This window comes from Stenotrophomonas sp. S49 (genome assembly GCF_016624905.1).
In the GTDB taxonomy this organism is placed as follows: Bacteria; Pseudomonadota; Gammaproteobacteria; order Xanthomonadales; family Xanthomonadaceae; genus Stenotrophomonas.
Map to the genome: position 1 here is coordinate 1 of NZ_JACVUD010000016.1, position 12,472 is coordinate 12,472.

Annotated in this window: 12 protein-coding genes; 4 read left to right on the forward strand and 8 right to left on the reverse strand. The window is 68.2% G+C overall.

Translation table 11 applies throughout. The annotated features are described in order from the left end of the window. Positions 1 to 63: 63 nt before the first annotated feature. From pepQ to rph, 7 genes are all read right to left on the reverse strand, one after another. A complete protein-coding gene (gene pepQ, locus IAE58_RS05610) occupies positions 64 to 1,395 on the reverse strand; it encodes a Xaa-Pro dipeptidase (protein ID WP_199932934.1) in 1,332 nt (443 codons plus the stop codon). A gap of 75 nt (positions 1,396 to 1,470) precedes the next feature. Next, positions 1,471 to 1,845 carry a PilZ domain-containing protein gene (locus IAE58_RS05615; protein WP_108754040.1) on the reverse strand — a complete coding sequence of 125 codons (375 nt, stop codon included), beginning with the start codon at positions 1,843 to 1,845 and terminating at the stop codon, positions 1,471 to 1,473. After that, on the reverse strand, positions 1,842 to 4,127 hold the full coding sequence (locus tag IAE58_RS05620; RefSeq protein WP_199932933.1) for a DUF1631 family protein: 2,286 nt from the start codon (positions 4,125 to 4,127) through the stop codon (positions 1,842 to 1,844). The genes IAE58_RS05615 and IAE58_RS05620 overlap by 4 nt, the downstream gene beginning before the upstream one ends. 105 nt (positions 4,128 to 4,232) lie before the next feature. Then, positions 4,233 to 5,465: a radical SAM family heme chaperone HemW gene (gene hemW, locus IAE58_RS05625; protein ID WP_199932932.1), complete on the reverse strand. Its 1,233-nt coding sequence runs from the start codon at positions 5,463 to 5,465 to the stop codon at positions 4,233 to 4,235. 27 nt (positions 5,466 to 5,492) lie between these two features. After that, complete coding sequence (gene rdgB, locus IAE58_RS05630) at positions 5,493 to 6,089, reverse strand: RdgB/HAM1 family non-canonical purine NTP pyrophosphatase (RefSeq protein WP_108757066.1); 597 nt, start codon at positions 6,087 to 6,089, stop codon at positions 5,493 to 5,495. Further along, positions 6,086 to 6,475, reverse strand: coding sequence for a VOC family protein (locus IAE58_RS05635; RefSeq protein ID WP_108754036.1), 390 nt, complete (start codon positions 6,473 to 6,475; stop codon positions 6,086 to 6,088). Before IAE58_RS05635 ends, rdgB begins: the two co-directional genes overlap by 4 nt. Beyond that, entirely contained in the window at positions 6,472 to 7,197 is a 726-nt protein-coding gene (gene rph / locus IAE58_RS05640; protein WP_108750979.1) for a ribonuclease PH, read from the reverse strand. The genes IAE58_RS05635 and rph overlap by 4 nt, the downstream gene beginning before the upstream one ends. Before the next feature lie 128 nt (positions 7,198 to 7,325). Here rph and IAE58_RS05645 point away from each other — a divergent pair, with 128 nt between their 5' ends. From IAE58_RS05645 to IAE58_RS05660, 4 genes are all read left to right on the forward strand, one after another. Next, positions 7,326 to 8,186 carry a YicC/YloC family endoribonuclease gene (locus IAE58_RS05645; protein ID WP_108754035.1) on the forward strand — a complete coding sequence of 287 codons (861 nt, stop codon included), beginning with the start codon at positions 7,326 to 7,328 and terminating at the stop codon, positions 8,184 to 8,186. Continuing rightward, positions 8,183 to 8,848 (forward strand): guanylate kinase, encoded by a 666-nt coding sequence (gene gmk / locus IAE58_RS05650; RefSeq protein WP_108754034.1) that lies wholly within the window; start codon positions 8,183 to 8,185, stop codon positions 8,846 to 8,848. The genes IAE58_RS05645 and gmk overlap by 4 nt, the downstream gene beginning before the upstream one ends. Before the next feature lie 110 nt (positions 8,849 to 8,958). After that, the gene (rpoZ, locus tag IAE58_RS05655) at positions 8,959 to 9,258 is read left to right on the forward strand and encodes a DNA-directed RNA polymerase subunit omega (protein WP_108750976.1); all 300 of its coding nucleotides are present in this window, start codon (positions 8,959 to 8,961) and stop codon (positions 9,256 to 9,258) included. 105 nt (positions 9,259 to 9,363) lie between these two features. After that, positions 9,364 to 11,520, forward strand: coding sequence for a bifunctional (p)ppGpp synthetase/guanosine-3',5'-bis(diphosphate) 3'-pyrophosphohydrolase (locus IAE58_RS05660; RefSeq protein ID WP_108750975.1), 2,157 nt, complete (start codon positions 9,364 to 9,366; stop codon positions 11,518 to 11,520). A gap of 120 nt (positions 11,521 to 11,640) precedes the next feature. Here the strand turns inward: IAE58_RS05660 and catB are convergent, their stop codons facing one another. Continuing rightward, a complete protein-coding gene (gene catB, locus IAE58_RS05665; protein WP_199932931.1) occupies positions 11,641 to 12,273 on the reverse strand; it encodes a type B chloramphenicol O-acetyltransferase in 633 nt (210 codons plus the stop codon). Positions 12,274 to 12,472 lie beyond the last annotated feature (199 nt).

The following is a 12,472-nucleotide window of genomic DNA, read 5'->3' on the forward strand; positions in this document are numbered from 1 at the left end:
ACCGCGAACCCACCCGCCCCGCCAGGCGCGGAAGTTTGAATTCAGCGCCCAGCCACGAGGGGCTCAGCCGTTGGCTGCCGCAAACGCCGGGCGGGTCAGGTTGTCCGCGTCGCCTTCGGTACACAGCACTTCGTCTTCGATGCGGATGCCGCCGTAGGGGCGGAAGAAATCCACGCGGTCCCAGTTGATCGCATCGCCATGGCCGGCCGCCTTCACTTCGTTCAACAGCATGTCGATGAAGTACAGGCCCGGTTCGATGGTCACCACCATGCCCGGTTCCAGCACGCGGGTCAGGCGCAGGTAGGGGTGGCCGGCCGGGCGCTCGATGCGGCCGCCGTCTTCGCCGGCCGCGAAACCGGCCACGTCGTGCACCTGCAGGCCGATCAGATGGCCGATGCCGTGCGGGAAGAACGCGGCGCTGACGCCGGTTTCCAGTGCAGTCTGCGGCGAGACATTGATCACGCCGAAGTCCTTCAGCACGCCCATCAGGGAAAGATGTGCGTCCACGTGCAGCTGCTTGTAGTCGAAGCCGGCGCGCACGGCCGCGCACATCTGCTGCTGGGCCGCGTCCACCGCATCGATCATCGCGGCGAACTCGTCGTGGCCGTGCGCGGCGTAGGTGCGGGTGATGTCGCTGGCGTAGCCGAGGGCGCTGGCACCGGCATCGATCAGGAAGCTGCGCAGCGGCTGCGGTGCCTTGCGGCCCAGTTCGGTGTAATGCAGCACGGCGGCGTGTTCGTTCAGGGCCACGATGTTGCCGTAGGGCAGCTCGTTGGCATCCTGGCCGACGGCCTGGCAGTACGCCATGTGGATGTTGAATTCGTCGGCACCGTTGCGGAAGGCGGCTTCGGCGGCGCGGTGGCCGCGCACGCCCAGCACCTGCGCCTGCCGCATCAGGGCGATTTCATACGGCGTCTTGTAGGCGCGGTGCCATTCCAGGTAGTTCAGCACCGGCGCCGGGTTGTTCGGCACGTAGGCGCCCAGCGCGCTCTGCGGCTCACCCAGGATCGCGCAGCGGGCCGGGTTGGCCGGCAGCAGGGCCAGCGCCTCGTCCGGCGTACGGATGATGTGGATGTCGAAGTGCTCCACCCACCAGCCGCTGGGGGCATCGGGCACCACGTGCCAGTAGTCGAAGGGCTGGTGGAAGATCACCGCCGGGCGCTTGCCGGGGGTGAACACCACCCAGCTGTTGGGCACGCGGGTAAGCGGCAGCCAGGCCTTGAACTGCGGGTTCACCGCATACGGGTAGTCACGATCGTCGAACACCTGGTAATGCAGGGTGCCGCTGGGCACCACCAGATGGTCGAAACCGCCGCGCGCCAGCGCCTGTTCGGCGCGTCGGCACAGCACGGCCAGGTGGTCGGAATACAGGGCGCCGGGGTCTTGCTGGATCATTGCGGTGGCTCGACACGGAAAACGGCCCTAGATTCTGCCGCATACGGCGAAAAACCGCTGTGCCGGAACCGGCACTCAGCCCGTCGAAACCGGTGCCTGATCGTTGTCTTCGCCGATCCAGCCGCGCAGCAGCTGGCGATGCTCGCGCGACAGGGTCAGGAAGCGGAAGCCGGCCCAGTGCTGGCCCGGCACGTGCGCCGGTTCGCTCCACAGCAGGTGCACGCCCACGTCGATCGTTTCATTGCGGCCATCGCCCAGCGCCAACGGGAAGCGCAGCTGGTACAGCGCATCCTCGCGCAGGCCGGTGCTGGCCAGCATCAGCATGCCGGTTTCGGAAACATTGCCCAGCCGGCCGATCACGGCGTCGCGCATCTGGTCGGTGACCGGCACCAGGTCGGCCACCTGCCGGCGCGGGGCGCGGCGGGTATCCACGGGCGGTTGCGTGCTCATGCCTTGGGCTCCGGGTTCAGGCGGCTGGCCAGCGAACGCAGCGCCGACAGGCTGGCCTGCCAGGCGCGGTCCACCAGACGGCCCTTTTCTTCGGTGGCCAGCTGGGCTTGGCCGCCGGCCATCTGCCGCGCCAGCGCATCCAGCGTGGATTCGCCGGTTTTCTGGCCACGGGCGTTCACCAGCAGTACGTGCCCGGTCAGCAGGCTGTACCAGGACAGGCGCTGGCGCCGTTGCGCACCGTCGCCCACGTCGATGTCGAACCAGCTGCCGAAGGGCAGGGTGACCAGCTGCTGGTAGCAGGCTTCCTCGCTGTCGCTGCGCGCGCTGCGCCCGGCCTCGGCCTGGCTGTCGGCGCTGCCTTCGTTCTGTTCGCCCAGGCGAGCACGTGCCTTCAGGCGCGCGCTCAGTTCCGTGCGCGAGGTGCTTTCGTCTTCACCGCCCGGGGTTGCCAGGCGTCGGGCCACGGCGGCTGCTTCGTCGGCGTGGTAGCCCACCTGCAGCAGCGCCGCTTCCACATCGGCGGCCAGCGGTGCGTCGGTGATGCCGGCCGCGCTGGCCGGTACGGCCGTGACCGTGGCGATGCGCTCGGTCTGCAGCAGGCGCTCGCGCCACTGCGGGGAATCTTCGCCGTGGCGCAGGCGGGTAAGGGTGAGCGCATCGGCCCAGGCCTGGCGCAGCAGGGTCTGCACGAAGCGCGGCGGCTGCGTGGCCTGGCACCACTGGTCGATCTGGGTGGTGGCCTCGCGCCGGGCCAGTTCCAGCCGTTCCTTGCCGCGTGCGGCTTCCACGTGGCGGCGTTCGGCCAGTTCGGCGCGGTGCGCGGCGGCGCGCTGGTGCTGCTGGATTTCCTCGTTGGCGGCGGCAAATGCTTCCGGCGTGCGCGCATCCTGGCCCAGCAGGCCCTGCACGCTCTGCGCCAGCCGCTGCAGCAGCTGCGGGTCCACGTCGTCGTCGCCCAGCCAGCGTGCGCCGGCTTCGGCCACGGTGTTCAGCAGTTCGCGCGCCGGGTGTTCGTCGCGCACGAAGAAGGCCGGGTCGGCCATGGCGGCGCGGGCCAGCGGTACCTGCAGGCGCGCCAGCAGGGCCGCGGGCACCGGGTCGGGCCGTTGTTGCTGCTGGACCTGCTGCAACAGCAGCCGCAGCAGGTCCAGGTTGTCGCGGTCGTGCCCGGCCAGCTGCGCCTGCGCGCCATGTTCGCTGCGCAGTTGTGCCAGCAGGGCGCCCTGCAGGTCGGTCACGCTGGTGGCGGCGCTGGCCTGGCCCTGCAGGCGCGCCAGCACGGCGTCCACCGCGGCGGTGGGCAGTGCGGCCGGTTCCAGTGCCAGTGGCTGCGCCGGCAGGCGGCGGGCCTGCTGCAGCAGTTCGTGCAGTACGGTGTTGGCCGGCACGGTCAGCCCGGCGGCCGCTGCATCGGCGCCGGCGAAGGCGTCCTGCATCAGGTTCGACCACGAACCGGCCGGTGCCGAACCACCCCAGCCGGTCATCGGGGTCACCGTGCGCGGCGCGGGGCGTCCGCTGCGTTTGTGGCCGACCGAACGGGTGATCACCCGGCGGGTGGCCGACGAGCGTGCCAGATAGGGGGTGTAGACCAGGCCGGGCAGGACGCCGTGCTGGGCCAGCAGCGCGTTGGCGCGGTCCAGGGTATCGCCCAGGCGTTCCAGGCACTGGCGCTCGAAGCTGCGGTACAGCGCCAGCTGCACCTCCATGCTCAGGCCATCGCGTTCAGCCAGGCGACGCACCATCGCGCACAGCGCCTGCGGTGCCAGCGGCAGCGTTTCCGCATCGAAGGCCGGCGCGGCAGCCAGCACGCCCATGCGCTGGCCCAGCAGGTTCAGCGCATTGGCCGAACGCAGGGTTTCCCTGCGCACCATTTCGACCAGCAGCAGGTCGCGGTCCACCTCGTGTTCGGCAACCAGCGACAGGCCCATCATGGCCGGCAGCGGTGGCGGCGTTGCCGGCGCCGCGGGTGCTGTGGCTGGTTCGCGCAAGCGCACCAGTGCATCGGTCAGGGCATCGAGCATGCGCTCGCTGAAGTGCCCGGCAAAAGCGTGCAGTTGCCCGCGCTGGGCCAGCAGGTCGGCCTGCTGCTGCGGATTGCGCGCGTGGTCGGCGTCGTGCAGCAGGGTCTGTTCCAGCGCCTCCACCGTCAGGATCAACGGTGCGGTGAGGGTGTGGTGGCACAGGCCGATCAACGCGCCCAGCACCTCGCGTACCCGCGGTGGCAGGTCGGCGGCGGCCAGGCGCGCGGTGTCCGCGCTGGACAATGAAAAAACGGCAGACATCGACGAGGGGTTCCGGATTCCCGCGGATCGTTACGGCAATCTACCGTGTCGGCAGGGCAGGGCGCCAGCCGCCGGGCATTGCCTGGCGCCATCCAGAGCGCCCGATCAATCTTCCAGGAACAGACTCACTACATCGTTGGTGAAGCGCCGGCCCAGCTCGGTGGGCTGCACATGGCCGTCGGCCACCTGCAGCCAGCCGCGATGGCGGGCCTGGGCGAGCGGGGCGTCCAGTACGCTGCGCGGCAGGCCGGTGCGCGATTCGAAATCGCGCAGGCTGAAGCCTTCGTGCAAGCGCAGCAGGTTCAGCATGTACTCGAACGGCAGACGCTCGGCAGCGATCACCTCGTCACCGCCGAACGAGGCCGGGCTGCCGGCGCTGTCCAGGTAGGCCTGCGGGTGCTTCACCTTCCAGCGCCGCAGTACGTGTTCTTCGGCGCCGGAACTGATCTTGCCGTGCGCGCCGGCACCGATGCCCAGGTAATCGCCGAAGCGCCAGTAGTTCAGGTTGTGCGCGCTCTGCCGGCCGGGGCGGGCATAGGCGCTGACCTCGTATTGGCCGTAACCGGCATGGGCCAGCAAGGCCTGGCAGTGCTCCTGCATGTCCCAGGCGTTGTCTTCATCGGGAATGCCCTGCGGCGGCCGCGCGAAGAACACTGTGTTCGGTTCCAGGGTCAGCTGGTAGTGCGAGATGTGCGCCGGCTGCAGCGCGAACGCGCGTTCCAGGTCGGCCTCGGCACCGGCCAGGGTCTGTTCGGGTAGCGCGTACATCAGGTCGATGTTGAAGTTGTCGTAGCCCGCGTCCTGGGCCATCTTCACCGCGCGCACGGCCTCGCCACTGTCGTGGATGCGGCCCAGTCGCTTCAGCGCGGCATCGTCGAAACTCTGGATGCCGAAGCTGAGCCGGTTCACGCCTGCCGCGCGGTAGCGGTCGAAGCGCCCGTGTTCGGCTGTGCCCGGGTTGGTTTCCAGGGTGACTTCGGCATTGGGCGCGAAGCGCAGGCGCGCGCTGGCCTGCTGCAGGAAGCGGTCGATGGCCTCGGGTGGGAACAGGCTGGGCGTACCGCCGCCGAAGAACACGCTGTGCACCACCCGGCCCCAGACCAGCGGCAGATCCTGGTCCAGGTCGCGCAGCAGGGCGTCGATGTAGGCCTCGAACGGCAGCTCACCCTTGGCCTGGTGCGAGTTGAAATCGCAGTACGGGCATTTGCGCACGCACCAGGGCAGGTGCACGTACAGCGACAGCGGCGGCGGCACCAGCCGCACCGGTGCGGGGTGGCCGTGATCGCCGTCGCAGGCTTCGCCGGGCAGGTGGTTGCAGTGATCGTGGGCGTGGGACATGACGGCAGAACTAGGTGCAGGTGTGGGTCAGAGAGCGGCAGCCAGCTGCAGCTTCAGCTGCTGCAGGGCCAGTGCGCGGTGGCTGATCGCGTTCTTCAGCGCCGGCTCCATTTCCGCGGCGGTCAGGCCGTGGGTGGTGTCCAGGAACACCGGGTTGTAGCCAAAGCCATTCGTACCGCGCAGTTCGCGGATGATCTGCCCTTCCCAGCGGCCTTCGCAGATCAGCGGCTGCGGGTCGGTGGCGTGGCGCAGCAGCACGATCACCGCATAGAAACGCGCGCTGCGCTGGCCATCGGGCACCTCGGCCATGGCCTGCAGCAGCTTGGCATTGTTGGCCGCCGCGTTGGTCGGGTGGCCGGCATAGCGCGCGCTGTACAGGCCGGGCGCACCGCCCAGGGCATCGACGATCAGGCCCGAATCATCGGCCAGTGCCGGCAGTCCGGTGGCCTCGCAGGCAGCGCGCGCCTTCAGCAGCGCGTTCTCGACGAAGGTCAGGCCGGTTTCGTCCACATCGCCCAGGCCCAGCTCGGCCGCCGAGGTGATCTGCAGCGGCAGGTCGGCCAGGATCTCCTGCATTTCCACCAGTTTGCCGGCGTTGTGGCTGGCAAGCACGAGCGTCTTCATGCGCGGGGCTCCAGCAGGTCCCAGGTGTTGCCGTACAGGTCGCGGAACACCGCAACGGTGGCATAGGGTTCTTCGCGCGGGGCTTCCAGGAATTCCACCCCGGCGGCCAGCATGGCGGCGTGGTCGCGGCGGAAATCGTCGGTGTTCAGGAAGAAGCCGACGCGGCCGCCGGTCTGGTTGCCGATGCGGCTGCGCTGCTCCTCGTTGCTGGCGCGGGCCAGCAGCAGGGCGGCGGCGCTGCCGTCGGTCGGGCCGACCACCACCCAGCGCTTGCTGCCCTGGTCGATGTCCTCAAGCAGGGCAAAGCCCAGCTTGCCGGTGTACCAGGCAATGGCTTCGTCGTAGTCGGCCACCACCAGGGTGGTCAGGGCGATGCGACGGTTCATGCCGACAGCGCCGCCTGCTGCGCGGCCAGCAGTTCGCCCACGCCCTTCTCGGCCAGGCCCAGCAGCGCATCCAGTTCATCGCGGCGGAAGGCATGGCCTTCGGCGGTGCCCTGCAGTTCGATGAAGCCGCCGCCATCGTTCATGACCACGTTCATGTCGGTGTCGCAGTCGCTGTCTTCGGCGTAATCCAGGTCCAGCACCGGGGTGCCGCGGTATACGCCCACCGACACGGCGGCCACCGCGCCCAGGATCGGGTTGCGCTTGATGTCGCCACGCTTCATCAGCACGTTCACCGCATCGACCAGGGCCACGTAGGCGCCGGTGATGGCCGCGGTACGGGTGCCACCGTCGGCCTGCAGCACGTCGCAGTCCAGGGTGATGGTGCGTTCGCCCAGCGCATTGCGGTCCACGCAGGCACGCAGGCTGCGGCCGATCAGGCGCTGGATTTCCAGCGTGCGGCCGCCCTGCTTGCCACGCGCGGCTTCACGGTCGCTGCGGGTGTGGGTGGCGCGCGGCAGCATGCCGTACTCGGCGGTCACCCAGCCTTCGCCCTTGCCGCGCAGGAAGCCGGGCACACGGTTTTCCACGCTGGCGGTGCACAGCACGCGGGTTTCACCGAAGCAGACCAGCACCGAGCCTTCGGCGTGGCGGGTGAAACCGCGTTGGATGACGACCGGACGGAGCTGGTCGGGCTGGCGGCCACTGGGGCGGGCATCGGACATGGTGCGAATTCCCTGGAGGGTAAGGCAGGCAGGTACGCCGCCATGCCCGCACCCGTCAGGGGCAGGCAGGGAGGCTCGAATAGGGCCGCTAGGGTACCATTCCCCCTTTGAGAGCATCGGAAACGCTGATGATTCGAAGCATGACGGCCTATGCCGGTGGCGAGCGCGCCACGGCCTGGGGCACGCTGGGCTGCGAGCTGCGCTCGGTCAACCACCGCTTCCTGGAAGTGGGCACCCGCCTGCCCGAGGAACTGCGTGCGCTGGAACCGCAGCTGCGCGAACGCATCGCCGCGCGTCTGAGCCGCGGCAAGCTGGACCTGGTGATGCGCCTGCGCGCACCCGAAGCCGCCGCCAGCCTGCAGGTGAACGAAGCGCTGCTGGGCCAGCTGGGCCAGTTGGCGCACCGCCTCACCTCGGATTTCCCCAATCTGCAGGTCAGCTTCACCGAGCTGCTGCAGCTGCCGGGCGTGACCCAGGGCGAGGCCACCGATGCCGCCGCCCTGCAGCTGGAAGCGCTGGCCCTGCTGGAGCAGGTGCTGGACGGCTTCGTGGCCGCCCGTGAGCGCGAAGGCGACAAGCTGGCCACCGCCATTGCCGAGCGCGTGGACGCGATCGAGCGCATCGCCGCCGAAGTGCGCACGCTCATTCCGGCCATTCGCGACGGGCAGCGCGCCAAGCTCGCCGCCCGCCTGGCCGACCTGCCGCACCCGGTCGACCCCGGCCGTGCCGAGCAGGAACTGGTCATGTGGCTGCAGAAGCTGGACGTGGATGAAGAGCTGGACCGGCTGGGCAGCCACATCGTGGAAATCCGCCGCGTGCTGAAGCAGCGCGAGCCGGTCGGCCGCCGCCTGGATTTCCTGCTGCAGGAATTCAACCGCGAAGCCAACACCCTGGGTTCCAAGTCGGTGGACAGCCGCACGTCCAACGCGGCGGTGGAACTGAAGGTGCTGATCGACCAGATCCGCGAACAGGTGCAGAACATCGAATGAGCAGCCAGCCCACCCCCATCGGCGCGCCCGCGCGCGGCACCCTGTACATCGTGGCCGCGCCGTCCGGCGCCGGCAAAAGCAGCATCGTCAACGCCACCCTGGCGCGCGACCCGCAGATCGCGCTGTCGATCTCCTTTACCTCGCGCGCCATGCGCCCGGGCGAAGTGAACGGTGAGCACTACCACTTCGTCAGCGCGGAGAAGTTCGAGGAAATGATCGCCGCCGGCGATTTCTTCGAGCACGCCTGGGTGCACGGCGACTGGAAGGGTACCGCCCGGCAGTCGGTGGAACCGCAGCTGGCCGCCGGCCAGGACGTGCTGCTGGAGATCGACTGGCAGGGTGCGCAGCAGGTGCGCCAGCTGGTGCCCGGCACGGTGACGGTGTTCATCCTGCCGCCGTCCAAGCAGGCCCTGCAGGACCGCATGCGCAAGCGCGGCCAGGACAGCGAGGCGGTGATCGCCCAGCGGCTGGGTGCGGCGCGCGAGGAAATGCTGCACTTCAACGACTTCGACTACGTGATCGTGAACGAAGTCTTCGACACGGCAGTGAACGAGCTGTGCGCCATCTTCACCGCCAGCCGCCTGCGCCGGGAAGCCCAGAAGGTCCGCCACGCCGGCCTGATCCAGGCCCTGCTGACCCCGGATTCGGGCGCAACTGACTGATTCCAAAAGACTCCGCCAGGGGTTGGCTTGATTTTGTCCAGCCCCTGGCCGTACACTCCGTCCCCTTTCCCTCATTCGACTGAGCGGCCGACCGGTCGCCGGGAGCCCGTATGGCCCGCATTACCGTAGAAGATTGCCTGGAAGTCGTTAACAACCGTTTCGACCTGGTCATGATGGCCTCCAAGCGCGCCCGCCAGCTCGCCAATGGCGTGCAGGCCACGCTGGACAACAGCGAAACCGAAGACAAGCCGACCGTGCTGGCGCTGCGCGAAATCGCTGCCCGCAAGATCGACAACGCGCTGATCGACGAAGTCGAGAAGGCCGAGCGCGAGCGTGCCGAGCGCGAAGCGCTGGAATGGGCCGCCGCGGAAGTGGTTGCCGACGAAGACATGTCCAAGAACGACGATTGATCGCATCGATCAAGGTCATTGCTGGACAGCCGAACAGCCCGCCCCGTGCGGGCTGTTTCGCATTCAGGGTTTGCCGTAAACGTCGCGCTGGAATAGGCTTCGGGCATGAACCCAGGCCCCACTGCCAAGGTAGCCGCGCCCACCGCCGCGGCCGTACCTGATTACGTCCTCCAGCTTGAACGCGCCGCCCACTACCTGCCCCCCGAGCAGCTGCCGCTGCTGCGCCGGGCCTGGGAAGTCGGTGCGTCGGCACATGCTGGGCAGACGCGCAAGTCGGGCGAACCCTACATCACCCACCCGGTGGCCGTGGCCCAGGTGCTGGCCGAGCTGGGCCTGGATGTGGAAGCGCTGATCGCTGCGATCCTGCACGACACCATCGAAGACACCCCGCTGACCCGCGAGGAACTGGCCGCCGAGTTCGGCGAAGCCGTGGCCGAGCTGGTCGACGGCGTGACCAAGCTGGACAAGCTGAAGTTCCGCGACCGCCAGGAAGCGGCCGCCGAGAGCTTCCGCAAGATGCTGCTGGCGATGTCGCGCGACCTGCGCGTGATCATGATCAAGCTGGCCGACCGCCTGCACAACATGCGCACGCTGGGCGCGCAGAGCCGCGAAGCGCGCGGCCGCATCGCCCGCGAGACGCTGGAGATCTATGCGCCCATCGCCCAGCGCCTGGGCATGAGCCTGGTCAAGAGCGAACTGCAGAACCTGGGCTTCAAGGCGCTGTACCCGTGGCGCCACGCGATCATCGAAAAGCACATCCGCAGCCAGCCGGTGGTGCGCCGCGAGGCCATGGCGCAGGTGGAAGTGCAGCTGTCGCAGCGGTTGGCCAAAGAAGGCCTGGAACACCGTCTGGTCAGCCGCATCAAAACCCCGTGGAGCATCTACAACAAGATGCGCGACGAGAACAAATCCTTCGACCAGGTGATGGACGTGTTCGGCTTCCGCCTGGTCGTGCGCAGTGTGCCCAGCTGCTACCACTCGCTGGGCGCGGTGCACGCCACGTTCAAACCGCTGGACGGTCGCTTCCGCGATTTCATCGCCATTCCCAAGGCCAACGGCTACCAGTCGCTGCACACGGTGCTGTTCGGGCCGTACGGTTCGCCCATCGAAGTGCAGATCCGCACCGAGGAAATGGACCTGATCGCCGAACGCGGCGTGGCCGCGCACTGGACCTACAAGTTCGGCGGCGATACCCCCAACAGCGCGCAGAGCCGGGCCCATGCCTGGATCGTCGAACTGATCGATTCGCAGCGTGCGGCCGGTTCGTCGCTGGAATTCCTCGACAACGTGAAGGTCGACCTGTTCCCGGACGAGGTCTACCTGTTCACCCCGAAGGGCAAGATCCTGGCCCTGCCGCGCAACGCAACCGCGCTGGATTTCGCCTACGCCGTGCACACCGACGTGGGCAACATGGCCGTGGCCTCGCGCGTGGACAAGAAGCTGGTGCCGCTGCGCACCAAGCTGGTGTCGGGGCAGTCGGTGGAAATCATCACCGCACGTTCGGCCACGCCCAAGCCGCAGTGGCTGGAATTCGTGGTGACCAGCAAGGCGCGCACCGCCATCCGCCACCAGTTGAAGCAGCTGGAACACGAAGACGCCGTGCAGCTGGGCCACCGCATGCTGGACCGCGCGCTGGAAGCGATGGATTCGTCGCTGGAACGCCTGCCCAAGGGCCGTCTGGACGCCTTCCTGGCCGAACACCGCTACCCGCGCCTGGAAGCGCTGCTGGCCGAAGTGGCGCTGGGCAACTGGATGCCGACCCAGGCCGCGCAGGCGCTGATGTCCTACGCCGAACTGCGTGGCGGTCCGCGACACCATTCGCAGGAAAAGATCCTGATCAACGGCAGTGAACGCGGCGTGGTCACCTTCGCCGGTTGCTGCCAGCCGATTCCCGGCGACGAAATCATGGGCTACCACACCGCCGGCAAGGGCATCGTGGTGCACCGCATGGATTGCCCGAACCTGGCCGAGCTGCGCAAATCGCCCGAACGCTGGGTGCCGATCGGTTGGGACACCACCGTGTCCGGCGATTACGACACTGCCCTGGTGGTGGAAGTGGAGAACGGCACCGGCGTGCTGGCGCAGTTGGCCGCCGCGATTGCCCAGAGCCACTCCAACATCGAGCGCGTGGATTATCTGGACCGCGACTTCAACGCCGCCGTGCTGGCGTTCAACATCCAGGTACGCGACCGCAACCACCTGGCCGAAGTGATGCGCCGCCTGCGCCGCCTGTCGGTGGTGCAGTCGGTACGCCGCCAGTAACGCACACCTGGGGTCGGATCCCTCTCCAACGGAGAGGGCTCTGACCCCATCGCGTGACCCGATCGCATGCACGGGGTCAGAGCCGTTTCCCGCAGGGAAACGGATCCGACCCCAGCCGCATCACGCCACCTGTTCGCGCCAGTAGGCATGCAGCGCCGCGATATCTCCGGCAGTCAGCAGCGGCATCGCCGCCTGGATGTGCGCCAGCGGCCACGCCCACCACGCCATTTCCAGCAGCCGCGCGATGTCCTCCGCTTCGAAGCGGCTGCGCAGCACCTTGGCTGGGTTGCCGCCCACGATGGCGTAGGGCGCCACGTCGCGGGTCACCAGCGCCCGGCTGCCGATCACGGCGCCATCGCCAATGCGCACGCCCGGCAGGATCATCGCCTCGGCGCCGATCCACACGTCATTGCCGATGACCGTGTCACCGGCCGGGCTGAAGGCGTCATTTGCCGCAGCGAAGGCCGGCTCTTCCTGCATGTAGAAGAACGGGAACGTCGATGCCCAATCGTGCCGGTGGCCCTGGTTGCCAGCCATGATGAAACTGGCGCCGCTGCCGATCGAGCAGAAGCTGCCGATGATCAGCTTGTCCACGTCATCGCGGTCAGGCAGCAGGTAGCGCGCACAATCGTCAAAGCCGTGCCCGTGGTAGTAGCCGGAGTAGTAGCTGTAGCGGCCGACCAGGATGTTGGGGTTGGTGACCATTTCGGTCAGCAGCTTGCCCTTGAAGGGCGAGTCGAAAACGTTTGCCATGGTGCGGCCCTGCCGGAATCTGCAGCCAGTCTACGGAAGCCCGGCCCGGGCGAGTCCAGTAGATCCACGCCATGCGTGGATGATGTTCCGCGAACGTGACGCACGGGGTCAGAGCCGTTTCCCGCCGGGAAACGGATCCGACCCCGGCCGCATCGACCCCAGCCGACATCGCGCCCAGCCGGTACAATCACCGCTCTGT

Excerpts from the sequence above, each read along its gene's own strand:
- rph (WP_108750979.1), bottom strand. The coding sequence starts at position 7,197 with ATGTCCGATGCCCGCCCCAGTGGCCGCCAGCCCGACCAGCTCCGTCCG.
- IAE58_RS05660 (WP_108750975.1), top strand. The coding sequence starts at position 9,364 with ATGAACCCAGGCCCCACTGCCAAGGTAGCCGCGCCCACCGCCGCGGCC.
- IAE58_RS05645 (WP_108754035.1), top strand. The coding sequence starts at position 7,326 with ATGATTCGAAGCATGACGGCCTATGCCGGTGGCGAGCGCGCCACGGCC.
- pepQ (WP_199932934.1), bottom strand. The coding sequence starts at position 1,395 with ATGATCCAGCAAGACCCCGGCGCCCTGTATTCCGACCACCTGGCCGTG.
- rpoZ (WP_108750976.1), top strand. The coding sequence starts at position 8,959 with ATGGCCCGCATTACCGTAGAAGATTGCCTGGAAGTCGTTAACAACCGT.
- IAE58_RS05615 (WP_108754040.1), bottom strand. The coding sequence starts at position 1,845 with ATGAGCACGCAACCGCCCGTGGATACCCGCCGCGCCCCGCGCCGGCAG.
- hemW (WP_199932932.1), bottom strand. The coding sequence starts at position 5,465 with ATGTCCCACGCCCACGATCACTGCAACCACCTGCCCGGCGAAGCCTGC.
- rdgB (WP_108757066.1), bottom strand. The coding sequence starts at position 6,089 with ATGAAGACGCTCGTGCTTGCCAGCCACAACGCCGGCAAACTGGTGGAA.
- IAE58_RS05620 (WP_199932933.1), bottom strand. The coding sequence starts at position 4,127 with ATGTCTGCCGTTTTTTCATTGTCCAGCGCGGACACCGCGCGCCTGGCC.
- gmk (WP_108754034.1), top strand. The coding sequence starts at position 8,183 with ATGAGCAGCCAGCCCACCCCCATCGGCGCGCCCGCGCGCGGCACCCTG.
- IAE58_RS05635 (WP_108754036.1), bottom strand. The coding sequence starts at position 6,475 with ATGAACCGTCGCATCGCCCTGACCACCCTGGTGGTGGCCGACTACGAC.
- catB (WP_199932931.1), bottom strand. The coding sequence starts at position 12,273 with ATGGCAAACGTTTTCGACTCGCCCTTCAAGGGCAAGCTGCTGACCGAA.